The organism is Cupriavidus sp. H19C3 (assembly GCF_049393815.1).
Lineage (GTDB): Bacteria > Pseudomonadota > Gammaproteobacteria > Burkholderiales > Burkholderiaceae > Cupriavidus.
In genome coordinates this window covers 1681598-1706468 of record NZ_CP184986.1, presented here as the reverse complement: position 1 = coordinate 1706468, position 24871 = coordinate 1681598, and the positions used below count along the sequence as shown (strand labels likewise).

The 24871-nt window shown below is 69.0% G+C and carries 26 protein-coding genes; 13 read left to right on the top strand and 13 right to left on the bottom strand.

The window, feature by feature from the left end; genetic code table 11:
• Positions 1 to 1209 (top strand): ATP-binding protein, encoded by a 1209-nt coding sequence (locus tag DFLDMN_RS27210; RefSeq protein ID WP_423200591.1) that lies wholly within the window; start codon positions 1 to 3, stop codon positions 1207 to 1209.
• 77 nt (positions 1210 to 1286) lie between these two features.
• Entirely contained in the window at positions 1287 to 1874 is a 588-nt protein-coding gene (locus tag DFLDMN_RS27205) for a vWA domain-containing protein (RefSeq protein WP_423200590.1), read from the top strand.
• 61 nt (positions 1875 to 1935) lie between these two features.
• Here DFLDMN_RS27205 and ltaE read toward each other — a convergent pair whose 3' ends face one another.
• The gene (gene ltaE / locus DFLDMN_RS27200; protein WP_423198851.1) at positions 1936 to 2988 is read right to left on the bottom strand and encodes a low-specificity L-threonine aldolase; all 1053 of its coding nucleotides are present in this window, start codon (positions 2986 to 2988) and stop codon (positions 1936 to 1938) included.
• Positions 2989 to 3201: 213 nt separating this feature from the next.
• On the opposite strand from ltaE, the gene DFLDMN_RS27195 reads away from it, so the two are divergent.
• Positions 3202 to 4428, top strand: a complete 1227-nt coding sequence (locus DFLDMN_RS27195; protein WP_423198850.1) for a methyl-accepting chemotaxis protein — start codon at positions 3202 to 3204, stop codon at positions 4426 to 4428.
• Positions 4429 to 4458: 30 nt separating this feature from the next.
• Here DFLDMN_RS27195 and DFLDMN_RS27190 read toward each other — a convergent pair whose 3' ends face one another.
• From DFLDMN_RS27190 to sctU, 12 genes are all read right to left on the bottom strand, one after another.
• The gene (locus tag DFLDMN_RS27190) at positions 4459 to 4941 is read right to left on the bottom strand and encodes a hypothetical protein (protein ID WP_423198849.1); all 483 of its coding nucleotides are present in this window, start codon (positions 4939 to 4941) and stop codon (positions 4459 to 4461) included.
• The gene (locus tag DFLDMN_RS27185; protein ID WP_423198848.1) at positions 4938 to 5393 is read right to left on the bottom strand and encodes a CesT family type III secretion system chaperone; all 456 of its coding nucleotides are present in this window, start codon (positions 5391 to 5393) and stop codon (positions 4938 to 4940) included. Before DFLDMN_RS27185 ends, DFLDMN_RS27190 begins: the two co-directional genes overlap by 4 nt.
• A 166-nt stretch (positions 5394 to 5559) precedes the next feature.
• Positions 5560 to 5778: a hypothetical protein gene (locus DFLDMN_RS27180; RefSeq protein WP_423198847.1), complete on the bottom strand. Its 219-nt coding sequence runs from the start codon at positions 5776 to 5778 to the stop codon at positions 5560 to 5562.
• A gap of 162 nt (positions 5779 to 5940) precedes the next feature.
• Complete coding sequence (locus tag DFLDMN_RS27175) at positions 5941 to 6180, bottom strand: hypothetical protein (RefSeq protein ID WP_423198846.1); 240 nt, start codon at positions 6178 to 6180, stop codon at positions 5941 to 5943.
• Positions 6181 to 6216: 36 nt separating this feature from the next.
• Positions 6217 to 7503, bottom strand: coding sequence for a hypothetical protein (locus DFLDMN_RS27170; protein WP_423198845.1), 1287 nt, complete (start codon positions 7501 to 7503; stop codon positions 6217 to 6219).
• Positions 7500 to 8495 (bottom strand): hypothetical protein, encoded by a 996-nt coding sequence (locus tag DFLDMN_RS27165; RefSeq protein WP_423198844.1) that lies wholly within the window; start codon positions 8493 to 8495, stop codon positions 7500 to 7502. Before DFLDMN_RS27165 ends, DFLDMN_RS27170 begins: the two co-directional genes overlap by 4 nt.
• Complete coding sequence (gene sctS, locus DFLDMN_RS27160) at positions 8492 to 8755, bottom strand: type III secretion system export apparatus subunit SctS (RefSeq protein WP_423198843.1); 264 nt, start codon at positions 8753 to 8755, stop codon at positions 8492 to 8494. The genes DFLDMN_RS27165 and sctS overlap by 4 nt, the downstream gene beginning before the upstream one ends.
• 1 nt (position 8756) lies before the next feature.
• Entirely contained in the window at positions 8757 to 9410 is a 654-nt protein-coding gene (gene sctR, locus DFLDMN_RS27155) for a type III secretion system export apparatus subunit SctR (RefSeq protein ID WP_423198842.1), read from the bottom strand.
• The gene (locus tag DFLDMN_RS27150) at positions 9400 to 10758 is read right to left on the bottom strand and encodes a FliM/FliN family flagellar motor switch protein (protein ID WP_423198841.1); all 1359 of its coding nucleotides are present in this window, start codon (positions 10756 to 10758) and stop codon (positions 9400 to 9402) included. The genes sctR and DFLDMN_RS27150 overlap by 11 nt, the downstream gene beginning before the upstream one ends.
• 27 nt (positions 10759 to 10785) lie before the next feature.
• Positions 10786 to 11769, bottom strand: a complete 984-nt coding sequence (locus DFLDMN_RS27145) for a type III secretion HpaP family protein (RefSeq protein WP_423198840.1) — start codon at positions 11767 to 11769, stop codon at positions 10786 to 10788.
• A 7-nt stretch (positions 11770 to 11776) separates the two neighbouring features.
• Positions 11777 to 13759 (bottom strand): FHIPEP family type III secretion protein, encoded by a 1983-nt coding sequence (locus DFLDMN_RS27140; RefSeq protein ID WP_423198839.1) that lies wholly within the window; start codon positions 13757 to 13759, stop codon positions 11777 to 11779.
• Between the two features lies 1 nt (position 13760).
• Entirely contained in the window at positions 13761 to 14834 is a 1074-nt protein-coding gene (gene sctU, locus DFLDMN_RS27135; protein WP_423198838.1) for an EscU/YscU/HrcU family type III secretion system export apparatus switch protein, read from the bottom strand.
• A 220-nt stretch (positions 14835 to 15054) separates the two neighbouring features.
• Between sctU and DFLDMN_RS27130 the strand changes: the two genes are divergently transcribed.
• The 10 genes from DFLDMN_RS27130 to sctC all read left to right on the top strand — a co-directional run bounded on the left by DFLDMN_RS27130 (position 15055) and on the right by sctC (position 24764).
• The gene (locus tag DFLDMN_RS27130) at positions 15055 to 15552 is read left to right on the top strand and encodes an HrpB1 family type III secretion system apparatus protein (protein ID WP_423198837.1); all 498 of its coding nucleotides are present in this window, start codon (positions 15055 to 15057) and stop codon (positions 15550 to 15552) included.
• Between the two features lie 12 nt (positions 15553 to 15564).
• Positions 15565 to 16056 carry a hypothetical protein gene (locus DFLDMN_RS27125; protein WP_423198836.1) on the top strand — a complete coding sequence of 164 codons (492 nt, stop codon included), beginning with the start codon at positions 15565 to 15567 and terminating at the stop codon, positions 16054 to 16056.
• A gap of 5 nt (positions 16057 to 16061) precedes the next feature.
• Positions 16062 to 16823 (top strand): type III secretion system inner membrane ring lipoprotein SctJ, encoded by a 762-nt coding sequence (gene sctJ / locus DFLDMN_RS27120; protein ID WP_423198835.1) that lies wholly within the window; start codon positions 16062 to 16064, stop codon positions 16821 to 16823.
• Positions 16824 to 16837: 14 nt separating this feature from the next.
• Entirely contained in the window at positions 16838 to 17485 is a 648-nt protein-coding gene (locus tag DFLDMN_RS27115) for a type III secretion protein HrpB4 (protein WP_423198834.1), read from the top strand.
• A gap of 408 nt (positions 17486 to 17893) precedes the next feature.
• Positions 17894 to 18343 carry a FliH/SctL family protein gene (locus tag DFLDMN_RS27110; protein WP_423198833.1) on the top strand — a complete coding sequence of 150 codons (450 nt, stop codon included), beginning with the start codon at positions 17894 to 17896 and terminating at the stop codon, positions 18341 to 18343.
• On the top strand, positions 18340 to 19662 hold the full coding sequence (locus tag DFLDMN_RS27105) for a FliI/YscN family ATPase (RefSeq protein WP_423198832.1): 1323 nt from the start codon (positions 18340 to 18342) through the stop codon (positions 19660 to 19662). Before DFLDMN_RS27110 ends, DFLDMN_RS27105 begins: the two co-directional genes overlap by 4 nt.
• A gap of 10 nt (positions 19663 to 19672) precedes the next feature.
• Positions 19673 to 20185, top strand: a complete 513-nt coding sequence (locus DFLDMN_RS27100; protein WP_423198831.1) for a hypothetical protein — start codon at positions 19673 to 19675, stop codon at positions 20183 to 20185.
• 54 nt (positions 20186 to 20239) lie between these two features.
• The gene (gene sctT / locus DFLDMN_RS27095; RefSeq protein WP_423198830.1) at positions 20240 to 21046 is read left to right on the top strand and encodes a type III secretion system export apparatus subunit SctT; all 807 of its coding nucleotides are present in this window, start codon (positions 20240 to 20242) and stop codon (positions 21044 to 21046) included.
• A gap of 198 nt (positions 21047 to 21244) precedes the next feature.
• Positions 21245 to 22693, top strand: a complete 1449-nt coding sequence (locus DFLDMN_RS27090) for a helix-turn-helix transcriptional regulator (RefSeq protein WP_423198829.1) — start codon at positions 21245 to 21247, stop codon at positions 22691 to 22693.
• On the top strand, positions 22686 to 24764 hold the full coding sequence (sctC, locus tag DFLDMN_RS27085) for a type III secretion system outer membrane ring subunit SctC (RefSeq protein WP_423198828.1): 2079 nt from the start codon (positions 22686 to 22688) through the stop codon (positions 24762 to 24764). Before DFLDMN_RS27090 ends, sctC begins: the two co-directional genes overlap by 8 nt.
• Positions 24765 to 24871 lie beyond the last annotated feature (107 nt).

Below are 24871 nucleotides of genomic sequence, written 5' to 3'. Positions count from 1 at the left end.
ATGCAACCTCCTGTGCGGTCCGCGTTTCGGCATCCGTTTCCGTTCTGCGCGCTGGTGGGCCAGGAACGATTGCAGCAGGCATTGCTGCTGGCGGCCGTCGACCCTGGCATCGGCGGCGTGCTGGTGACCGGCCCACGCGGCACCGCAAAGTCCACCGCGGCGCGCGCGCTGGCGGAGCTGTTGCCGCACGGCCACTTCGTCACGCTGCCGCTCGGCGCCAGCGAGGAACAGCTGACCGGCACGCTCGATCTGGGTCATGCGTTGCAGGCGGGACAGGTGCGCTTTGCGCCGGGACTGCTGGCGCGCGCGCATGAAGGAGTGCTGTATGTCGACGAGGTCAATCTGCTGCCCGACCCGCTCGTCGACCAGCTGCTCGATGTGGCGGCAAGCGGCGTCAACGTGGTGGAGCGTGACGGTGTGTCGCACCAGCACGAAGCGCGCTTTGTGCTGGTGGGCACCATGAATCCGGAAGAGGGCGAGATCCGCCCGCAATTGCTCGATCGCTTCGGGCTGGCGCTGGCCATCGGCAACTACGCCGATCCGGCGGCGCGCCAGGCCATCGTGCGGGCGCGCCTTGCGTTCGATGCCGACCCGGTGGCGTTCCGGGCCGGGTTTGCGGAGGCGCAGCGCGTGCTGGCCGCGCGGGTGGCGCGTGCTCGCGCTGCCGTGGCGGCGCTGGGCTTCGACGATGCCGTACACGCGCGTGTGAGTGAGCTGTGCCTTGCCGCTGCCGTGGATGGCGTGCGGGCCGACCTCGTCATGCTGCGCGCGGCGCGCGCCCTGGCGGCATGGGAGGCGGCACCGGCCGTTACCGTGGCGCATGTCGATGCCGTGGCGGAACTCGTGTTGCAACATCGGCGGCAGGCGGGGGGGACACCGACGCCACCGCATGGGTCGACCGACAAGCCGGCGGATGCGGCCGGCGGCGCCGAGCCAGCCCACACCTCCGGCGCGGCGGACGCGGCCGACATATCGGGCCCGCCGGACATGGCGGGAGGGTGGGGCATCTCGGCTGCCCCGCCTGCGTCGCCTGCTTCGGGCGTGTCCGGCACCGGCGCCCCGGACCACGGAAGCCGCTGGGGCGCGCTGCCGCCTCCTACGGACAGCGGCATCGTCGACGGTACCGTCACCGGCATCGCCGCGGTCAAGCCGCTCAAGCCATTGAAGTCGCTGAAGCCCTTCGGGAGCGCCTCGCCAAAAAAAGCCTAGGCCACCGCGCGGTCAGCCTTGCCCGGCAGGGCGGACCCCGGTGGCGGGCACCTCGCAGCCCGGACGCGCGCGGCCTCCTGCCCGGCACGCGTGTGCACTGGCCCAGGACCCTCGCGGCCAAGCGGCGGGACCCGCTGCACGAGAGGCATCTGCGCTTGCGGCGCGCTAGCGCGGGCGGCGGCGTGCTCCATTGTTTTGCGCTGGACTGTTCCGCTTCGATGCTGCACGGGCAGCAACTCGCGCTGGCCAAAGGTGTACTGGCGCAGTTGCTGGCGCGCGTCTATCAGGCGCGCGGCGACGCGGCGCTGCTGTGCTTTGCCGCGGCACGTGCCGAGGTCCGACTGCAGCCGTCGCGGGCGCGGCCGTGGAACGAAGCGTGGCTCCGGCCGATCCGCGGTGGCGGCGGCACGCCGCTCGCACTCGGCATGGCAAGCGCGGATCGGCTGCTGGCGCGGCATGCAGGCAAGGCACCGCTGCAGCAGCGCTGGCTCTGGGTGCTGACCGATGGCCGCACCAGCGAGTCGCCACCCAGGCCGCAGTGGGCGCACCATGTGGTGGTGGTCGATCTGGAGCGGCAGGCGGTTGCGCTCGCGCGATGCCGCGCGCTGGCGCAGGCGTGGGGCGCCGAGTACTGGAATGCGGCCGCGTGGGGCCACGTCCGCTGAGCGGGCCGGCACGCGCGCGGCCGGCCGTGGCGCGCGAAATCAGCCGTGGGTCACCCGTGGGTCAGCCGTGCTGCAGAAAAAAGCCCGTCACCACCTCGACCGCGAATTCCACGGCGGTTCGATCCACATCGAGATGCGTCACCCAGCGCTGCTGCGTGGCGCCATAGGCCGAGGTCACGCCAATGCCGTGGCTCGCCACATGCTGCGCCAGTTGCCGCGCCCGTTCCGCCGGGATCGTGACGAACACGATATTGGTGTCCGGCATGGTCACCTTCAACTGTGGGATTGCCGCAAAGCCTTCGGCGAGCCGCCGCGCATTGGCGTGGTCGTCGGCCAGCCGCGTCACGTGATGTTCGAGGGCGTGCAGGCCCGCCGCGGCCAGAATGCCCGCCTGGCGCATGCCGCCGCCAAGCATCTTGCGCAGGCGCCGACCCTTGGCGATCAACGCGGCCGGGCCCACCAGCACCGAGCCGACCGGCGCGCCCAGCCCCTTGGACAGGCATACCGAGACCGTATCGAACGGCCGCGCCAGCGCTTCCGCCGTCACGCCCGATGCGACCGCGGCATTGAACAGTCGCGCACCGTCGAGGTGGCAGGCCAGGCCATGCCGGCGCGCCAGCGCGGTGGCCTCGCTCACATACCCCTGCGGCAGCACCTTGCCGCCCGTGGTGTTCTCGAGCGCCAGCAGGCGGGTGCGCGCAAAGTGGGGATCGTCGGGCTTGACGGCGGCCTCGATATCGGCCAGCAGCAACGTGCCATCGGGCTGGCTGGTCAGCGGCTGGGGCTGGATGCTGCCGAGCACGGCCGCGCCGCCGGCTTCCCACCGATAGCAATGTGCGCCCTGGCCGACGATATATTCGTCGCCGCGCTCGCAATGCGCCATCAGCGCAATCAGGTTCGATTGCGTACCCGTCGGTACGAACAGCGCCGCTTCCTTGCCGAGCATGCCGGCCGCACGGCACTCGAGCCGCTGGACGGTGGGATCGTCGCCGAAGACGTCGTCGCCGACCTCGGCGTCGGCCATGGCCGCGCGCATGGCGGGCGTCGGGCGCGTAACGGTATCGCTGCGGAAGTCGTAGCGGATCGCGGTGCTCGTGTCGCTCGTGTCGCTCATGTCAATGGTCCCGGTCAAAAACGGCAATGATGGCACGGCCGCGTGACGATCGGGGGTTCGGCGTGGGACCACGCACGCTCGCCATCGCGGTGCCGTCGGGATGCGGCATCGCAGCAAAATTTTCCCTAAAGTCTGGCGCGCGAGTGCCGTTAGGACAGCGATCAAACGATGAAGACCCCGATGATCGAGGGTGATAGAGGAGCGGGAGCGACCATGGCACTGGACAATTTGAGCATTCGGGCACGCATTGGCATGGCCTTTGGCGTGGTGTTGGTCCTGATGGCCATCATGATGGCCGTCGCCCTCGGCCGGGTGAGCGATCTGGAGGCGCGGCTGGCCGGGGCGGGCAAGCCGGCGGCGACCCAGGCAGTGGCCGAGGATGACAGCACGCGCCCGGTTGTCTACGGCCTGGGCGCCCTGGCCCTGATCGTCAGCGTGGTGGCCGGCATCGGCATCGTGCGCGGTGTGCAGGTGCCGCTGGCGGAAGCGGTCTATATTGCCGAAACCGTGGCGGCGGGCGACCTCAGCAAGGAATTCGAGACCGATCGCGGCGGCGAGTTTGGCCGCTTGCTGGGTGGCATGGGCGAGATGGAGGACATGCTGACCGACCTGGTGACCCGTATCAAGGCGGCCACCGATGCGATTTCCGTGGCATCGCACCAGATCGCGGCCGGCAATACCGATCTGTCGCAACGCACCGAGGAGCAGGCCGCCACGCTGGAAGAAACCGCATCCAGCATGAGCGAGCTGACCTCGATGGTCAAACTCAACACGGACCGCGCGCGCTCCGCCAATCATCTTGCTGGCGAAGCATCGGGCATCGCCGAACGCGGCGGCGCCATCGTGGGCAGCGTGGTGGAAACCATGGACGCCATCAACGCGAGCTCGCGCAAGGTGACGGACATCATCGCGGTGATCGAGGGTATTGCGTTCCAGACCAACATCCTGGCGCTGAACGCTGCCGTGGAAGCCGCGCGCGCCGGCGAGCAGGGCCGCGGCTTTGCGGTGGTGGCGGGCGAGGTGCGCACGCTGGCGCAGCGCAGTGCCGCCGCGGCCAAGGAAATCAACGTGCTGATCAACGATTCGGCGCGCCAGGTCGAAAGCGGCTCGGCGCTGGTCGGGCAGGCCGGGCAGACCATGGAAGAGATCGTGCAGGCCGTACGTCGCGTGACGCAGATCCTCGGCGAGATCGCCACGGCCTCCGACCACCAGAGCGCCGGCATTGCGCAGGTCAATGAAGCCGTGATGCAGATGGACACGGTGACGCAGCAGAACGCCGCGCTGGTCGAGCAGGCCGCTGCGGCCTCCGCCGCGCTGGCGGAGCAGGCCCAGCAACTGCAGAGCGTGGTGGGCGAGTTCAAGCTCGACGACGACGAGCCCGCGCATCCGGTGACACGCCAGCCGGTGGCGTCGCCCGCGCGCCAGCTCGCGCGCGCCTGAGCACAACGCGGCGGCCCTGCGCGCGCAGCGTTACCGCAGCGTGGCGCCGTCCGACCCCTCGGGCGGATTCTCGATCAGTTGCTGCAGCCGGCGCGTCGCGGTGATTTCCGCGGCCAGACGATCGACCGTCAGGTGGCGCGCCGACAGCCATCGGTTCAACGTGATCTCGCCTTGCGCCGTGCAGCCGATGGAGGCGCCAAAGCGCAGCAGCAGTTCGGCGGCGAGCGTCAGGGAGCCCTTGATGCGGGCCAGCTGCGCGGACTCCAGCCGGTACCCCGCCTCGGCGGTGATCATCATGCCCGGCTCGGCGCAGGGCACCGTATCGTGCGGCCGCGTGCGGGGCGCCACCTCGACCAGCGCGCCCTCCACCATCAGCATGCCCTCGCCGCTGGCATAACGCGCTTCCTCCGCGCTGCCGCTGAGCAGGCGAAACGCCTGGTGGCGCAACTCGCGTAACTCGCAGTCCAGTAAATCGTCAGCGGCGCCGGCGCCGCCATGTCCATGCAGTTTCACACCCGAATCCACATATAGTCGCCGCTGGCGAGGTTCTCGAACATCTCGTCGGAAGAGCCGACGATATTGTTCTGCCAGTACCGGCCATGTTCGACGTAATGGGTGACCAGCTCACCGAGGTAGGCGCCATCCACGTCGTCGTTGAGGGGCACGCGCAGCAGCAGCACGATGCCGCCGGTATCGGGATCGAGACCCAGCTGGGCCTGGTCCTGCGCGTATAGCGTCAGGTTGGCTTCCAGCAGCAGGCGGAAAATGCGCAGGGTGCGGCCGCTGCTGATGATGCCGTACTCGAAGTTGAGGTAGATCGCATGAGGATCTTCCTCGAAGAAGTCGATGGCGAGATCGAATCCGCTCGCGTTCAGCAGGCCGGCTTCGACGATGCCATCGGCGTCGGGAATGTCGAGTTCCTCGCAAAGCTCGACGATCAGCTCGTTTCGGCGTTCCAGGCTCATGACGCACGTAGGGCGGAAGGTTGGGAATCCATGAAGCGGTCCCGGCGGCAAGCGCGACCGGGACCGCTGGGTACAGACAGGCAGAGACAGACGAACGGAAGCGGACAGTGGCGGGAACAGGGACGACCTGGCACGCGTGCCTTGCCGCCTCCGTGCCTGCGCGCCGTCACCCCTGTGTCAGGGACTTCGCGTTCTTGGGGCCCGCCTCCTTGAGCTGCGCCAGCGTGGTGGCGAGGTTGATCGCGTTCATCGCCTCGGCCGCCGCCTGGATCTGTGCGATGGCGCTGGCGGTGTTGGCGTCCATGCCCCCCTTCGACGCGACATAATCGGCGCCTGCGCCGACGACGCTGGCCCCCGTACCTGCATTGCTGACATTACTCGGCATGACAAACTCCTCGTTTCCAATGGCCCGTGTTGCGGGCCGGTCGTGTGATACCGGCCATCGCCCGGATGTCCGGCACTGCCAGTGCAGCCTCGCCCGGGAGCGTGGCCACGCTGTCTGGTTGCGCCCGGCGTGGCCGGGCATTGCCGCCTGCCTTGCGGTGGCTTACTCGTCGCGCAATCGCTCGCATACCGCGGCGGCCGCCATCAGACCATCGGCCACCACACGCGCCGCGTTGCGCGCATGGGCGGCCGGCTCGCCCAGCGAGGCGTCGACGATGGCCGAGGCGGCTGCCTTCAGTTGCGCGATGCCGTTGGCCACGCGCGGGTCCTTCGGGTTTGCCGCGATCAACTGCACCATCTGGTCGAGCGAGCGGATCGTGTCCGGGGTCAGGCTGTCGTACATATTCGTGTCCTCAACGACGGGTTTGCTGTTTGCGGCCTAGCGGGCCGACCTGGGTGCGGCCGAGGGCAGCGGCAGGGTGCCTGCCGGCAACGCTGCCGCCACGGGCGTGGGTCTGGCGGCGGTCTGGCCGGCCGGGATGGCGGTGGCCACGACCGCATCGGCATCCGACGCCAGTCCCTCCGGAGATTCGGCGCCAGCCGTCAGCGCGTCGTCCGGAAAATTCTTGGTGCCGTCCGGCAACTGGTAGTAGCGCAGCCCATCCACATGCAGCGCTGCATGAACATTGCGTGGCGTGTTGTCGGCCGACGGGCCGGCCAGGTCGACCTCGATGCGCCGCACGGCCGCGCCGTAGTCGCCGCGCATGCGTTCGATCAGCGCGCGCGCCCGGGCCGGGTCACGCACGGTGCCCCCCACCCGGAACACGCCCGCGCCGGCATAGCTGACTTCGGCGCCAGGGTCCGACAGCGAGGCGCGCAAGTCGTCGACGATGCTCGCCGCGACGGACAGGCGGATCACGAGATGGCCGCCATCGAGCGGTGCCAGCGCGCGCCGCAGGGCCGTGGCCTCGGCCGCGGTGGGCACCATGCCGCTGACCACGATGGTCTGCTCGTCGAGGGCGGATCCCCGGTGGTTCGACGCCCCTGGCTCGATGCCGGGGCCATGGTCGAAGGCCGCCTTTACCTCGGCCTGCCCCGTCGACCCCAGCGTGTGCTCGACCTGCGCGAGCCGACGTTGGGCCGGCGTCAGTGCGGGCGCGCGCGCAGGGGAACCTGCCGCGGACACCGTCTTTGGCGCGCGCGTCATCGCCATCGCCATGGCCGCGCCGATGGCGGTGGTCGCCGCCAGCGCGCACACGCCGATGCGTAGCCAGCGGCGGCCCGCGCGCGGACGCCGGGCACTCGCTGCCGGCGCCGCCGCTGCCGGGGCTGCCGCTGGCGCTGCCGGTGCCGGTGCCACGCCCGCTGCCGCCACGGGCGGCGCAGCAGGTGCCGGCCTGAACATCGCTTCGAGCAACCTGACTTCGGCCGGCCAGGCCGTATCGGCCGGGCCGACGCACAGCACGATGTCGCCGCGACGGACCGGTATGAAGTCGTGCAGCGGCACAGGGTCCGTGACGCCTGCCGCGTCGCGCCCGGCATGGTCCGCCATGCTCGCCAGCGTGACCGTGCCGTCTTCCGCAAAGACAAGGGCCACCGCGGCGCCCTGCCAGTCGGAGATATGCACGTCGGCGTGCTCGTCGGCGCCAATCACGTGACGGCCCGGCGGCAGATCGAGCCGCGCGCCGGCGTGGTAGCCGGTAAGAATGCGAAGCTGTCGCGTCATGACGTCCTCCCGCGCGTGCGGCGGCCGAGCCCGAGCAGCGACTGGATGCTCGCCATCGCCTGGTTGCCATGCCGGCGCAGTCCTGGTGAGGACAACATCAGCACCTTGAGTGGCAGCAGCAGGTACTGCCGTTGTTGTGCCTCATCCAGCAGCACTGCCGGACGCGGCTCGATGCCCTGTCTGCGCAGCCGTTCGCGCTCCGCCACCAGTAGCGCGCGGACCGCGTCGAGTCTGGCAGGCAACTTTGTGTCCGTCGCCTCCGCGGCGTGTCCCCTGCGGGCGCGCTCGGCGAGGTAACGCAGCATGGTGTCGCGTGTCTGGCGCTCAATCCTGCCCACGGATGCGTCCGGCTGCTGGATGGCGGCGATCTGTGCGAGCAGCACCGCCTGCACCCATTCGATATCCGCATCGCGATGGAAGCCCGCCACCGGACGACGCATCGGACCGCGCGCTGCCGCGGCGTTGGCTTGACGCGGCGCCTGGCCCTCATCGTCCCGCGCGTGGGTGGGGGCCTCGTGCCGGGCTTCATGCCGCTGATCATGACGGCGCTCCTCGCCGTCCTCGTCGTTGCGCTCGCCACCGGTGTGGTCGCCCGCGCGGATGACCAGCCGTTGGCGCCAGTCCTCGTGGTGGTCCGGTTCATGCGCCTCCAGCGCGTCGGCTTCGTCCTCGCCGTCATGATCCGCGTCATGCGTGGCAATGCCAGCGCCCCGGCGCTTGCCGGCCTTGCGTCGCATACGCGGGTGAAGGCCCTCCAGGCGATGCAGATCGTGGAGTTCGCTTTCCTCGTGCGCGGTATGGCCGGACTCGATGGCCTCCGGGTCGTGCTGCACGCCGCCACGGGCGCGCGCGCTGCGTGCCGCGCGCAGGTTGCCCGGACGCACGGGCGGCCCGCCGGCGCGTCGTCTGGACGTCCGGGCGCCCAGTGTGCCGGGTGTGCCGGTAAGGTCGGCGGGGTCCATCGCCGCGAGATAGCCGTTGACGATCTTCATGACGGGAACACCGTGCGCATGACGGCGTTGGCAAATTCGAGCACCGCCGAGCCACCCCACGGCGCGGTGGCAAGCAGCACGCCAGTGACGATGATCAGCTTGGCGACCTGCGAGATGCTGGCGTCCTGCAGTGACGTGATGGCCTGCAGGAACGAGATCAGCAGGCCGGACAGGGCGGCGGTGGCGACGGCCGGCAGCGACACCATGAGGCAAACCATCAGCGCACTGGTGGTCAGATGAACGATGTTGTCGTAGTCCATGTCATTTGTAGGTGGAAATCAGACCGTGGATCAGCACCGACCAGCCGTCCATTGCCACGAACAGCAGCAGCTTGAACGGAATGGCCACGTTGGTGGGTGTTACCTGCGACAGGCCGAGCGCCATCAGGATGTTGGCGATCACGAGGTCGATCACGATGAACACCAGGTACAGCAGGAAGCCGATGCGGAATGCGGCGGCCAGTTCGCTGACCGTGAAGGCGGGCGCGAGCACGAGCAGGTCGTCCGGCTTGAGCTTGGCGGCCATATCGGGCGGCCAGATTTCCTTGGCGGACTTCAGGAAGAAGGCACGGTCGCGCTCGGACGTGTGCTTGGACAGGAACTGCCGGAACGGCTCGCGTGCGGCATCGAACAGCACCGCCGCATTGCCGTTCTCGACCAGGTTGCCCTGCGACATCGACTGCGCGGCATCGTAGGCCGACTGGCCCACCGGTGCCATCACGAAGCACGACACGATCAACGCGATGCCGTTGGTGACCATCGACGGCGGCACCTGCTGCGCGCCCAGCGCATTGCGCAGCAGGCCCAGCACGATCACGATCTTCGTGTACGACGTGACCACCATCGCGACGAAGGGCAACAGGCCCAGCGCGAGCAGGGTGATCAGCAGCGACGCGATATTGAGATTACCGCCCATGGGCCGCCGCCGATGGCATCGGGTTCGACTGCGTCGAGGATACCTGCGTCGCTTGCACGATACGCACGCCAAGGTTGTCGCCCACCGCCACCAGTTGCCCGTGCGCGACGGTATGGCCGCAGCAGACCAGCTGGACCACGGCGCTGTCGAGCGGTGCGGGTAATTCGACGACGCTGCCGGGTTGCAGCGCGGCGATGGCGTCGAGCGCGAGCGCCAGGGTCACCAGTTCCACGCGCACGGGGACGGTCATCGGGCCGAGGTCCAGGGCAGGGGCCACGGTAGTAGGCGCGGTCGGCGCCACGGCCGGCGCCTGCAGCGGTGCAGCGGCATCGGCGGCAGCCGGATCGTGCCAAGGCCGGTCGGTGACCGGTGCGGCCAGTGCCGCGTCGTCTTGCGTGTCCTGGATCATGGTGAGAGGGGTCTCGAGGATCAGTTGGTTGCCACGGGTCGACACCATGGCGTGCGCCTGCATGCCGTGGGCGGCGCCCCAGCGCAAGGCAAGGCCGCGCAGGGGCGCGCCCGGTTGATACGGCGCGGGCAACGGCCAGCCGAGCACGACGTCGCCTGCGCGCAGCGTGTTCAGCACGTCCAGTCGCAGCGGGCGCGTGGCAAGGTGGAGGCGGCCGGCGAGGTGGCCGACGAGGTGGGCGCTAAGGTGGGCGCTAAGGTGAGCGGTGAGGTGGCGCCGGCAAGGATCCGGTGCGCAAGCGAGCGCGGCATCGCGCGCGCCGGGGGCGTTGGCATCGGTGGCGGTGTCGGGCGCGGCGTTCGCGAGACCGCGCGCCAGGGCCTCGACCAACGTCGCATCGATGTCATGGACCACGCACGGCGCATCGGCGGCGATCGTCAGTGCGACGCCGTGCGTCGGCCCGCGCTCCTCGTGCCGCGGCACCGCGCCGGTGGGGGCACCGCTGCCGTCCTCCGTATCGTCATTCGTATCGTCATTCGTACCGTCATTCGTACCGTCACCGCTCTCGGGCCCGCCGTCGCGTCCGATCTCGCGCACGACCAGCGCGCCCGTGCCGGCCGGCTGCAACGCGGCCAGCCACGGCGCGAGGTACAGATTGGCAAGCGCGGTACGACGGGCGTCGTTGCGATCCGCGACGATGCTCTCCAGTGCCGGCGAGCAAGACAGGTCGAAGCGCAACCGCGCGCGTCCCGCATCGGACTCGATCGTCACCTGCGCCGGGTCGATCAGCACGGGCGCGCGTGCCGAGACCAGCAACGTCGCCTCGACCCCTGCCTGTCGCGCGATGGCGGGCAACACGCGCGAGAGGTGTGCCAACGCGGTCGCGTAGCGCGGCAGCCTGGAGCGCAGCGGATCGACGGGAAGGTGGTGGGACATCATGCTCGCGTGGGTGCCGGGGTCCGTGAATCAGGCGGCGATCACTTCGAGATCGATGGTGCGTGCGGTACGACGCGCCAGCCGGTCTTTCAAGGTATCGCCGTGGAGGCATAGTAGTTGACGCGATGGCGCGGATTTGCAGTGAAACCGAAGCAACAAGGCATCCGGCGAAATCGTCATCGTGAGCTGCGTATCGGGCAGGACGCCGGGGTCCGGCACGAGCGTCACGGTGCGCGTGGCACCGTCCGTCGAGCTCCCTTGCGCGCCGTCCTGCCACGCGCAGAGGTCCGCCACATCGCGCTCGAGTCGAGTCACGAATGACGTTGCCCATGGCGTCGCGCGCGGTGTCGTGGGTGGCATCACCGCGGGCGTGGGAAAGGTCGAGGTGCCGCGGTCGCCGGCCTCGCGGTCTTGCCGTGCGCCGCCGCGCTTGCGCGGGTTGCCGTCATGACCGGGCTCGCGCGCATGCGAGCCGGTGCGCGCGATGGCATTGACGGTAGCGCGCATTGGCTCGGCGGAATGTCCCGCGGGCGGCGTCGACGCCAGCGTGGAGGGTGACGCGGACAGCGAGGCAGACAGCGAGGCAGACAGCGAGGCAGACAGGGGCGCCGGGTTCGTGTCGCCCGCTTCGACCCGCGCCGTCGTGCCGGCTCGGTTGCCAACCCGGTCACGGTCGGCGTGGCCCGGCGCGACCGGTTCCGCATGCGGGCGATGCCCTGCAGCGCCGCGGGCGGCGACCTCCGTGAGGCCGGCCGTCTCTCGCGAGTTCGATGCCCTGGCGGCTTCACCGGCGGGCTCGCCGGCGTCGCGGCGGGGCACGTCGGGTATGTCGCGTACGTCGTGTGCCGTACCCAACTGCGGCGGTGGCGATGCGACCGCGCCGGCCGCCGCACGGCGCCGCTGCGCGTCGAGCATGCGGCGGAAGCGTTCGCCGGCATCCGCCTGGTCGGCGCCATGGTCGCGCTGTGCCGGCACGATGCGTACCGGCGGCATGGGCATGGAGTTGCGGGTCATGGTGGGATCAGAGCGACAGGCTGCCGACCAGTTGCAGGTCGATCTCGCCGTTGAGTTCCTGGAACGAGTACACGTCGAGCTTCTGGAAGCGTCGCTCGATCAGCCGGCGGAAATAGCGGCGGATATCCGCGGCCGTGACCACCGCCAGACGGTCGGGCGGGCCGGCGTTGTCGGGCCCGTTGACCAGCCGCTCCAGCCGCTGCAGGATCATCTCGATCACGCGCGGTTCCAGCGTGAGGAAGTTGCCGGCAGGCGTGGGCTTGATCGACTGCCGGATGGTCTGCTCGAGTTCCTGGTCCAGTACGATCGCCGGCAACTGGCGCGAGCCGCGCGTGGCCCGGTGCGCGATCATGCGTCCCAGGTCGCTGCGTACGTACTCGGTCAGCATGACGAGGTCCTTCTCCTTTGGGCCCCACGCGACCAGGCTTTCCAGGATCGAACGGATATCGCGGATCGGCACCTGTTCCTCGAGCAGGCGCCGCAGGACGTCCGCAATCTTCTGCACCGGCAGCGCCTTCTGCGCTTCCGACACCAGCCCGGGATAGGTCGCCGTGATGCGTTCCAGAATCCACTGGGCTTCCTGCACGCCGATAAACAGCCGTGCCTCGCGGCGCAGCGTATCCACCGCGTGTTCGGCGATGCGCGCCTCTCGCTCTTCCTCGGGCGTCTTGTTGCCCGCCGCATCGAGGTCGCCCGAGGCCACCGGCACGTCGTGGACGAGTACGTCATAGGTCAGGCCACCCAACTGCTCGTCGCCCCAGAATACGATGCCCGGGAAGGGCAGGCCCAGTTCCTCGGCGACGATGCGCCGCCCGGTTTCAAAGGCGTGGTCGAGCTTGGTCAGGTCCAGTTTCTCGGCAAGCTCGCGCGACAGCTTGACCGCCAGCGGCGCGGCAAAGGCGGGCGCGTTGCGCAGGATGCTGCCGGTGTCCTGCTTGGCGCCTTCGCGCTGCAGCGAGGACAGTGCTTCGTCGGCGTCGTGGTTGCGTCGACGCGCAGCGCGGCGCACCGCATGGCCGCCACCGTAGAGCCCGCCCGCCAGCAGCAGGAAGATCGTCGACGGAAAGCCCGGCACCAGCGCGAAGCCCGCCAGCAGGACCGAGGCGGTGGACAACGCGCGCGAACTGGTCGACAACTGCGCAAGAATTTCCATGCCCAGCGAGCGCGGCTTTTCATGCTCCTTCGACACGCGCGTGATCATGATGCCCGCCGCCACCGAGATCAGCAGCGACGGAATCTGAGACACCATCGCATCGCCGATCGACAGCACCGAGAAGCGCGAGGCCGCCTCCGCCGCGGTCATGCCGTGGTAGCTGGTGCCAATGACGATGCCGGCCACGATATTGACCATGGTGATGACGAGCCCGGCAATCGCGTCGCCCTTGACGAACTTCATCGCGCCATCCATGCCGCCGTGCAGCTGGCTCTCGATGGCCAGCATCTCGCGGCGTTCGCGCGCTTCCTCGGCGGTCATGTTGCCTGCCCGCACGTCGGCGTCGATGCTCATCTGCTTGCCGGGCATGGCATCGAGCGTAAACCGCGCACCCACTTCGGCCACGCGCTCCGAGCCCTTGGCGATCACGATGAACTGCACCGTGGTGATGATCAGGAATACCACCAGGCCGACCACGAGATTGCCACCCACCACCAGTTGCCCGAAGCTCTCGATGATGTGGCCGGCATCGGCCTTGAGCAGGATCGACTTGGTCGAGGCGATGTTCAGCGACAGCCGGAACAGTGTGGTGAACAGTAGCAGCGACGGAAAGGCCGAGAGCGAGGTGGCGTTGGGCACGTACATCGTGGCCGTGAGCAGGATCACGCTGAGCATGATGTTGACCGACAGCAACGTGTCGATCACGATCGTCGGCAAGGGCAGGATCATCAGCGCCACGATGGCGACGATCAGCGCGGCGATGCTGAACTCGCCGGAGTAGTCGCGCAGCACGCTGTTGGCGGCGGCGCCCTGGGATGCGCGGGGGGTGGATGACATGTCAGTAGCCCTCGGGTCGATCGTGGGTGTCGGGCGCCGGCGTGAGCTGGGCAACCCAGGCGAGTACCTCGGCAACGGCTTCGAACAGCGGCTCGGGAACCGCCTGCTCCAGCGGTACGGTGTAGAGCGCGCGCGCCAGCGGCGGTGCCGGCACGATGGGGATGCCGTGTGCTTCCGCGCGCTCGCGGATGGCCAGCGCTTCCGCGTCGACGCCCTTGGCGATGACGCGCGGCAGGCCGTGTTCCTCCGCCACGTAGCGGATGGCCACCGCGTAGTGGGTGGGATTGACCACCACCGCCTGCGCCTGCTCCACCTTGGCAGCGGGTCCTTCCATCGCCATCTCGCGCGCAATGGACTTGCGCTTGGACTTGATTTCCGGGTTGCCCTCGGACTCCTTGTGCTCCCGCTTCACTTCGTCCTTCGACATGCGGTGCTCGCGGATAAACAGCCAGTACTGCAGGCCGTAGTCGGCCGCGCCGATCATCAGAAACAGCACGCCGGCCGCCGCGATGAAGCGCCACAGCAGGATCCACACCACCGCGACCACATCGCCGATGGGCTGGTAGGCAAGCGCGGCCGTGGTGGGCAACAGCAGCATGGTGAGCTTGACCAGCACGGCGACCAGCACCGCGGCCTTGAGCACCATCTTGATCAGGTCCAGCATCGAGCGCAGCGAGAACAGCTTCTTGATGCCGGCCGCCGGGTTGATCGCATCGAGCTTCAGTTCCACCGACTTGAACGAAATGTTGAAGCCGGTCTGCGCCACCAGCGCCGCGGCCGGCAACAGCAGCGCCACGCCGAGTAGCGGCAGCAGTACCCAGCCGGCCTCGACGCTCACCGCGAGCATGAAGGCGCCGAGGTCGAAGCGGGGCGACGCATTGCGGCCGACGTCGAGCGCGATATGGACCAGATTGCGCAGATGCTCGCCCATGAAGCTGGCGGCCCCGGCCATGCCGGCGGCCGCGCCGATCAGCAGCGCGCCGGCGGCAAGGTCGGTGCTCTTGGGCGACTTGCCGTCGCGCCTGGCATCGTCGAGCTTTTTCTCTGTGGGGGCTTCGGTCTTTTCGTCGGACATGGCGCGCGCGATCGGGTCGCTCAGGCTGGCAACGCAGGGGATGGTGCGGCGGCCCGGGCGCGCGTGCGCCCACGGAACCGAAGCCGCGCGGCGGCGGACGAAGTGGTGGCGGCAAATCGGGCCGCACTTCGGCGGGGGCGTCCTGTCTTCGCTCCGGGCGCCGCATGCGCGGCGGCTGGGGGCCACACTCCAGACCCAGATTCGCCTCGCTGGAGATCCCATGCTCGACATGACCGAATGCCCGGATTCGCTCGTATCCGCCCTGATCGAACTGCTCGTCACGAGCGTGAACAAGCAGTACAGCCACGAGGCGGAGCGGCTGCTCGCGGCCTTGCATGTGATGCGGCCGCGTTTCCGCGAGCTTCATATCTACGACGTCTGGCTGATGATGGGCCGCAAGCGCTACGACGATGCCGCCCGCACGCTGCGCGACCTGGAGTCGCAGACGCTGCAGGCCCCGTTCAATGCCTATGTGGCGGCGTTGCTGGCCACGTGCCTGTTCTCGCTGCGCGATCCGGGCTGGCAGATGTTTGCCAACCAGGTGCTGTCGCGCGAGGAAGATCCCGAATCCGTGCGGCTCGTCAATCTGCTGATGGGGCGCAAGGAGGACGATACCGGCGGCGCGCGCGCCCTGGCCGGTGAAGAGCCTGCCGCCGAGCGTCCGCAGGACCGTGGCGAGCGTTCGCCGTTTTCCACCACTCACTTCCTGCGTGTCTGAGGAGAAGCCAGCATGTCCTTGATCGACCCCTCCATCGGTGCCATCCAGGCCGTCAGCGCCATCGATGGCCCTGCGCGTGTCACACCGGGCGCGGCGGCGAGCCCGGCCGGACCGTTGCCGCCCTATCCGGTAGGCGTTGCCGAGCCGGGGAGCGTGGCAAAGACAGCGGTGCCGCCAGCCTCGGCGGAGTCGGAAGCGCGCTTCCGGCAGTTGCTGGACCGCGCCGCGTCCGACCTGCAGACACGCAGCCTGGAAGCCAGCCCGACCCAGCGGCCGTCCGCCATCACCGAACTGGTGGGGGCGCAGGACGACATGTTCAGCCAGTTGCAGCAACGCGTGCAGGCGTTCCAGGAAACCGCACCGTCGCTCGACCAGCGCGAGTTCACCGCACAGATGGTGCAACTGCAGTACCAGCTGGCGGATTCGATGGCGCGCATCGAGCTCGGCGTTGGATTTGCGCAGGGCGGCAAGAGCGCGGTCCAGAACCTGATGAAGAACCAGTAGTGGCCATGTCCGCCTCGATCCCGCGCCCGCGCTGGCTGGTCTCCCTGCTCCTTGTGCTGCTGCTGGCGGGCTGCAACCAGCAGCTCTACTCGCAGCTCACGGAAAGCGAGGTCGACGAGATGATGAGCGTGCTGTTCGACGCCGGCCTGCATCCGGACAAGGAGACGCCCGACAGCGGCAAGACCTGGACGGTCACGGTGCCCGGCGACGATTTTCCGGATGCGATGAAAGCGCTGCGTGCGCACGGCCTGCCGCGCGAGAAGTACGCCAATCTTGGCGACATGTTCAAGAAGGAAGGGCTGATCTCGACGCCGACGGAAGAACGCGTACGGTTTATCTACGGGGTATCGCAGCAACTGTCCGCGGTGCTGTCGCGCGTGGACGGCGTGTCGTTTGCGAATGTACAGATCGTGCTGCCCAACAACGATCCGCTCTCCAACGTCGTCAAGCCGTCGTCCGCGGCGGTGTTCATCAAGTACCGGCCCAACACCGACGTGGCGTCGCTGCTGCCCAGTATCAAGAACCTGGTGATGCATAGCGTGGAGGGCCTGACCTACGAGAACGTCAGCGTGACGTTTATCCCGGCCGAGGTCCAACGCGCGGTGCGGCACAAGCGATCGAAGCCGCTGATCTGGATCGGAGCGGGCGTGGCGCTGCTGGTGGCGCTCGGCGTTGCCGGCTTTCTGCTGCGCGAGCGCATCGGCGAGATGGTGGCGCAGCGGCGCCGCGGTGGGCGCGCGCGGCCGGCAGCCGGCAACGCGACCTGAGGGAGGCCATGGGCATGGATCACGCGAAGGTCATGGCGGCGGCGCTCGGCCCGGTCATGGCGGCGCTGCGTCGCTACGAGGCGTGTCTGGGCGACGCCGGCGAACGCGCGGGTCCGCCGCTGACGGGCGCCATGGGTACCGCACCGCGCCGTCGGGCAACGCAGCGCTGGTGTCGCGCCGCCTTGCTCGATGACGCGGTGAGCGCGGACGCATTCCTGCGCCCCGCCGCGCGCATCTGCGTGGCCGAACCGACGTTCCGCCGCCAGGTGCTGGCCCTGCGCGCGCTATTTGCACGCCGGTCCGCGGTGCGCCGCTGCATCGATCGCGCCAGTCTCGCCGCGATGGCCGCCGCGGTGGGCGGCAACGCCGTGCTGACGCGGCTGCGCGGTGCCGCCGCCGAGGACGGCGAAACCAGGTTGCCGCTACCGCTGGCGCTCGACCCCGATACCCTCGCGCGCGACGGCCTGCTGCGGCTGATGGCGGGCGAGCCCGCCGCCGCGATGCTTGCCACGCTGGCCGGCTATGCGGGCGTGCCGGCTGCCGATGCGCCGGTGGGCCAGGCGGAGGTGGGCCGCACCGAGGGGGACCACACCGAGGTGGACCGTGCAGAGAATGCCCGCTTTTTCCAGCGCCTGCCGCACTGGATGCCGGAGCGGCCATGATCGTCTGGCTTGACCGCACGCAACGCTACTCGTCCGGCGTAGGCGATCGCACCGACGCTGATGGAACGGAGGTGGGCAGCGTCGCCGTGAACCCCGAGGCTGGCGCCCCTGCCGCCGCGAGCGTCGGCGCAGGTGCGAGCATGGGTGCGAGCGTCGGTGTCGATGCCGATGTCCTCCGTGCCGACGAGTATGCCGCCGTATTGTCGATCGACGACGCCCTGGCGCGCGCCAAGCGCAGGCCCGCGATATCCTGGGCGACGCCACGGCACAGGCCGACGCCATGCGCGCCGCCGCGGCGGCTGCGGCGGCGGCCACCGACGCGGCCGCCCAGGCACGCTGGCAGGCCGCCGCGGCCGAGGGCTGTGGGAAGACGGCCTGCGCCGTGCCCGTGATGACGCCAACGCGTTGATGCTGCGCGAGTCTCTCGACGCGCACGCCGCCGTGGCAAGCGCGCAGGCGCGCCTGGCCCATCTGGTGATGGCTGCGGTGGAGCGCGTGGTCTGCGAAAGCGACCGCGATGCGCTGTTTGCCCGCGTGACCCTGCGCCTGCAGCGGCTGATCGACGAAGCGTCGTTCGTCACGCTGACCGTGCATCCCGACGACGTGGCGCGCGCGCGCGAGTCGCTCTCGTTGCTGCGCGATACGGTGGGGCACCAGGCCGCCTTCGAGGTGGCGTCCGACGCCGCCGCGCCCGCCGGCAGCTGTCGCTGCGAATGGGACAACGGCGTCTTCGTGACGGGCCTGGACGAGGAGCTCGCGTCCCTGCGGCGCCTGTTCGAACGGGAAATGCGCGCCGGGCCGGCACCTGCGCAGGAGGCGCCGGAATCCCCCCCAGCACGCTACACGGAACTCGCATGAGCACCATCCTCGATTTCGCCGACCGCATCGATCGTGCCCTGGCCTCGTCCGAGGGGGGCGCGCGCTATGGCAAGATCGTCGAGGTCACCGGCACCCTGCTGCACGTCGGCGGGCTGGACGCGGCGCTCGGCGAGATCTGCGAACTGCGCGCGCCATCGGGCGCGCTGCTGCAACGTGCCGAAGTGGTCGGCTTCAGCCGCCGCATGCTGTTGCTGGCACCGTTCGGCAATACCGTCGGCCTGTCGCGCGCGACGCGAGTGGTCGGCAGCGGCCGCGCCTTGGCGATCGGTGTCGGCCAGGGACTGCTGGGACGCGTCATCGACGGCCTTGGCGAGCCCATCGACGGGCTGGGTCCGATCGAGGCCACCGGCTATGTGCCAGTATTTGCCAACGCCCCGGACCCCATGCGCCGCAAGCTGATCGACACCGCCATCGCCACCGGCGTACGCGCCATCGATGGTCTGATGACGCTCGGCGAAGGCCAGCGCCTGGGCATCTTCGCCCCCGCCGGCGTCGGCAAGAGTACCTTGCTCGGCATGCTGGCACGCGGCACCGACTGCGATATCAGCGTGATCGTCCTGATTGGCGAGCGTGGTCGCGAAGTGCGCGAGTTTATCGAGCTGATCCTTGGCGAGGCCGGCATGCGGCGTACCGTGGTGGTGTGCGCTACCTCGGACCGCTCGTCGATCGAACGCGCCAAGGCCGCGTACGTGGGCACGGCCGTGGCCGAATATTTTCGCGACCAGGGCATGCGCGTGCTGCTGATGATGGACTCGCTCACACGCTTTGCGCGCGCGCAGCGCGAGATCGGCCTGGCAGCCGGCGAGCCGCCCACGCGGCGCGGCTTTCCACCGTCGATCTTTGCCGAACTGCCGCGCCTGCTCGAACGCGCCGGCACCAGCGATACCGGCTCGATCACCGCGCTCTACACGGTGCTGGCCGAAGACGAAAGCGGCAGCGATCCGGTCACCGAGGAAGTGCGCGGCATTCTCGACGGCCACCTGATCCTGTCGCGCGATATCGCCGCGCGCAACCGCTATCCCGCCATCGATATCCTCAACAGCCTGAGCCGCGTGATGCCGCTGGTGGCAAGCGCCGAGCATATGGCCGGCGCGGGCCGCATGCGCAAGCTGCTGGCCCGCTACGCCGAAGTCGAGACGCTGCTGCAGGTGGGCGAGTATCAGAGCGGTAACGACCCGCTCGCCGACGAGGCGATCGCGCGGCACGAGGAACTGGAGGCATTCCTCGGCCAGGGCACGCAGGAGCTGGCGGAAGCGTACGAGACCGCCAGCATCGTCTGCGGCTACGCGCACGGTTGAGTCGCATCCGATGAGCCGAGCAGTCAAGGCCTGGCGTGCCGTACTGGTGGTCAAGGTGCGCGCCGTGGAACGCGCCAACCAGGCCGTGCAGGCACGCCGCGCGGAGCTGCGCGAACGCGAGGCCGCGGTGGCAGCGGCACGTGCGGCGCGCGCGCAGGCGCAGGACCGGCTCGACGCCGGCCGTCGCGAGCTCGCCCGTGTGCTCACCTCGCGCGACATGGCGCCCGCGTCCTATCTGATGCACGCGGCGTATCTGCGCTATCTCGAAGAGGAACTGAAGGCCGCTGACCAGGCCATCGAGGTCGCCGAGCGCTATCGCGTCTCGGCCCAACAGAAGGTGGACGCCGCACTGCGCGCGCTGGGCCGTGCCGAAACCTCGCGCGATACCTGCCAGGAGCGCCTGCGGGCGCTGCTGGATGCCGCGCAACGCGCCGCGGAAGCGGCGCTCGACGAAGAGGCGTCGGAAACCGCCGCCGCCCGGCTGCATGCGCGGCGCGCCCGCGCGCCCGCCCGCCCGGGCTGATGGCCAAGCCATGTTTGCCGCGCAGCATTCCCCACAACCTCACCGGACGCCGCGATGGACGCCAATACGATCGGCTCGCTGCTTGCGCTCAACACCCAGGCCCACGCGCTGCTATTCCTCATTGCGCTGTCCGGCATGCGCGTCACCGCCATTTTCCTGGTGCTGCCGGCCATGTCATCGCAGGCCGTCCCTGGCGCGGTGCGCGCCGGCGCCTGCTACCTGATGACGTGGTTTATCGCCGCCGGGCAGTCGCCCGCCGCGTTCGAGCACCTGACGATTCCCGACATGCTGCTGCTGACCATGAAGGAAGTCTTTATCGGCCTGATGATCGGCTACCTCGCCTCCATCATCTTCTGGATTGCGGAATCCGCGGGCACGCTCATCGACGATCTCACCGGCTTCAACAACGTACAGATGACCAACCCGATGCACGGCGACCAGAGCACGCCGGTCGCCTCGTTGCTGGTGCAGCTCACCATCACGCTGTTTCATATCTCCGGTGGCATGACCGTCCTGCTCGGCGTGCTGTTCGAGTCGTACCACTGGTGGCCGCTGACCGCCGCCGCGCCGGACCTTGGCAGCGCGGCGGCGTCGCTGGCGATCGAGCAGGGCAACGGCATGCTGACCACCGCGGTCAAGATCTGCGCGCCGGTCATGCTCGCGCTCGTGCTGATCGACGTCGGCCTCTCCATCGTCGGACGCGCGGCAGGCAAGCTCGAACCGAACTCGTTGAGTCAACCGCTGCGCGGCCTGATCGGCGTGCTGTTGCTGGTGGCGATGATCGGTGCGATCTCGGTACAGGTTCGCGACGCGATCCACTTCACCGGCTTCGCCGGCCTGCTCGAGAAGCTGCGTCACTGACTCGCCATGCGTCGCGCACGTGAGTGAACAGGGCGCGAACGAACATCGCGCGAAAATTTCGCGTGTGGAAAATTGAGGATTACGTGTGCTTTCTTGAGTTTGATGCGGGCCTTTCTTGGTTATCGTTTCCTCAGCCGTCGAGGACACGCAAGTCGTCCTGTTCCAGGCTACGACGCCTATCGAGGAGGGATTCATCAAATGGTGAGCGGAATCTATTTCGCACTGGCCAGCGGCATTGCCGCGTGTGCGCATCTGCCACGCTACGCGCAGGCCGTGTTCCAGGCCAACTGGCAGCAGGCCTATGCATCGGTGGCGGATGCCGCCGACAGTGTGGAGCGAGAGCCGGGCACGATCGCAGTGATGCGCCTGCAGGCCCTGTCCGACGCGCGTGCCCTGCGCGATTTCGACGAGGAAGCGGAGCAGGGCTATGCGCGCGCGCAGCGCCTGTGCCGCGACGCCGAGCAACTGCGGCTCGTCTCGTGCCGCAATACGGGTTGGCAGGCATTCAAGCGTAACCGCACCAGCCTGGCCCGCAACTGCTTTACGCGCATCATGCACGACGAGGCCGCCAGTGCCGCGGAGCATGTGGAAGCGGCCATTGCCCTTGCGCTGATCGATCATCAGCTGGGTCACCAGGGTGCGGCCGAATATGCCATCGCGCAGGCGCGCGGCAGCGCCGCGCGAACCGGCGAGCCACTCTGGGCCGAGCTGGTGGAACTGCTCGCGCTCGATATTGGCATCCAGCTCTCGATCCGCTGGTCACCGGCACTCTCCGATCACGTATTCTGGCAGTCGGTGCGCGCCGCCGCGCCGTCGTCGCTGCCGCAGGAGACCGCCACGACGGCTGGGTTGCGTGCCGTCGCCAGCGGCCCGTGGTCGCTCACGCTGATGGCGCGCCACGCCGCGTACCTGCAGGAGCTGGCCGCCACGGCGGCAGGCGAAGGCACGGCCGCACGCATGTTGCCGAGCCGCATGGACGCGCTCGGGTTGCCGGAACGCACCGTGGTGCACGCGCATATGCGCATCGATGCGCTGATGGCCGCATTGAGCGGCGGTTTCTCGCTGCTTACCGACCGTCTGTACAGCTCGGTGGAACGACTGGGCGATGGCGCCGGCACGTTGCGCGGTCATCTCGATCTGCTCTATGCCAGCGGCAAGGTGGCCGCCCAGCGCGGGCAGGTGGCGCAGGCGCTCGACCTGCTGACGGTCTACTCGCGGGAAGCACTGCATCGCCTGCGCGCCGAGGTGATTTCGATGCGCGCCCAGGATCCGCGCGCCGATGCCAGCGTGCGCGCGCGCACCGACGATATCGCGGGACGGCTGCCGCCCAAGTACCGCCGCGCATATCTGTATATCGTCGAGAACATCGGTCACAGCACGCTGACCACGCGCGAAGTGGCCGCGCATATCGATGTGACCGACCGCTCGTTGCAGATGGAGTTCAAGCGCTCGCTCGGCATGTCGCCGACCGAGCTTATCCGCCAGCTGCGTCTGGAAGGGGTGCGCGGCGAGCTGCTTGACGACACCCGCACGCACGCCAATGTGCTCGACACCGCCAGCCGGTGGGGCTTCAACAGCCGCTCGTCGCTGCTGAAGAATTATCGCCGCCGCTTCAACGAAGCCCCGTACGAGACCATCCATGGCTAATCGTTTCCGCAGCAATGTCCGCCGCGCACGCCGACCGTTGCGCGCAGCCGCCGTCGGCGTGGTCATCGGCCTGCAGGCGCTGACCGCGACCTTCGCGCCGGCCGCCTTCGCCGCGCCGATTCCATGGCGCTCGAAAAGCATCAGCTACGTGGCGGATCGCAAGGATATCCAGGAGGTGCTGCGCGATATCAGCGCGAGCGCCGGGGTTGCCGTGCAGATTTCGCCGAAGGTGAAAGGCACCGTGAGCGGCAGGTTCGATACGCGGCCGCAGTTGATGCTCGAGCGCATGGCGGCGACGTTCGGCTTTATCTGGTACTACGACGGCGCGGTGCTGCGCATCTATAGCGCGGACGAGGTGGCATCTACGACCATTGGTCTGTCGGCGGCATCCACCGCCGCGCTGCGCCGTTCGCTGGCCCGGCTGCAGATCGAGGATCCGCGCTTTCCGATCCGTTTCGACGACGAGGCGCGGACCGCGGTGGTGTCGGGTCCGCCGCGCTATGTGGAGCTCGTCAACGATGTGGCCAGGCTGGTCGACCAGAACCATGTGGATCAGCAGCACGGGCAGGCCGTGCGCGTGTTTCCCCTGCGCTATGCGTGGGCGTCCGACCATACGGTGACCGTCGATGGGCAGTCGATCACGATTCGCGGCGTGGCCAACATGCTGCGCGACCTGTATCAGCCGGACGGCGGCCGCATCGGCTCGCAGACCGCACCGCAGTCGGATGCGCGCCGGCTGCGCAATGTCGCCGAGACCGACACCGGCTCGCCAGGCGGGGGCAGTCGGCCACGGCAGGCGGAGTCGCAAGGTGGCTGGATCATCGGGTTGCCGGGCCTGATGGGCGGCGGCGCGGCCGGCACCAATCCACCGCTGCCGGGCGGCGCAAGCGGGGAAAGGGGCGGGGAAGGGGGCGGCGCACCGCCGGCGCGCCGCCATGGCCGCGCCACCGACGTCTATCCCGAGGACCGCCCGATCATCCAGGCGGACCCGCGCACCAACTCGATCCTGGTGCGTGGCCGGCCGGATCGCATGGGTTCGTTCCAGTCGCTGATCGAGTCGCTCGACGTGCGGCCGGCCGTGCTTGAAATCGACGCCAATATCATCGAGATCACCGACAACGCACTGCAGCAGCTCGGCGTCGACTGGCGCGCGCATACCGGCCATATCGACTTTGCCATCGGCAACGGACAGAACGCGCAGGCCGGCTATCCGGGCTCGCTGAATCCCAATGGCTACGGCAACCCGAACGATCGCGACCGAGAGGGCAACACGCTGCTGCCGACCACCCCGGTGGGCGGCGTGTTCACGGCGGTGCTTGGCGGGGCCGGGAAGTACCTGCTGTCGCGCATCAGTGCGCTGGCACAGACCGACCAGGCCACGCTGAACGCAAGCCCCAAGGTGGCCACGCTCGACAATGTCGAGGCCGTGATGGACAACAAGCAGACGTTCTACGTGCCCGTCTCCGGCTACCAGTCGGCGGACCTGTATGGCATTTCGGCGGGCGTATCGCTGCGTGTGCTGCCCATGATCGTGCCGGGCTCCGACAATGCGGGCATGCCGTCGCAGATCCGGCTCAACGTACATATCGAGGATGGCCAGCTCACCGCCCAGACCGTCAGCAACCTGCCGGTGGTGTCCAACAGCACGATCGACACGCAGGCACTGATCTCGGAAGGCGAAAGCCTGCTGATCGCGGGCTACACCGCGCTGCAGGACCAGCGCCAGGAAACCGGCGTGCCGGGATTGTCCAAAATTCCGCTGATTGGTGGACTGTTCCGCTACCGCAACCACTCCGGACAGAAATTCCAGCGGCTGTTCCTGGTCACGCCGCGCATCCTGCGCGCGCCAAGCCCGGCCGATCTGAACGAGCCCGGCGGCGATCCGGCCGACGTGGTGGGGACGGTGCCCGCCGTGCCGACCGTGGAGCGCGAGGTGACGGCCGTGGCCGGCATCCGTACCGTGGCGGCACGGCGCGCACCCCTGCCGCGGCTACCGGCGCGGCCGCCGCAGTTGGCGGAAGCTGGCTTGCCGCCAGCGCCCGACGGCACTGCGCTGGCGGTCCGGCCCTGATGGCAAGGCGCCCGGCGTGGGCCGGGCGCATCCTGGACACATTCTGGAAACTTTCTCGGGCACGCATCCGGCGTCTGGTCGGACACGCGGCCCGACCGGCGCCTGGC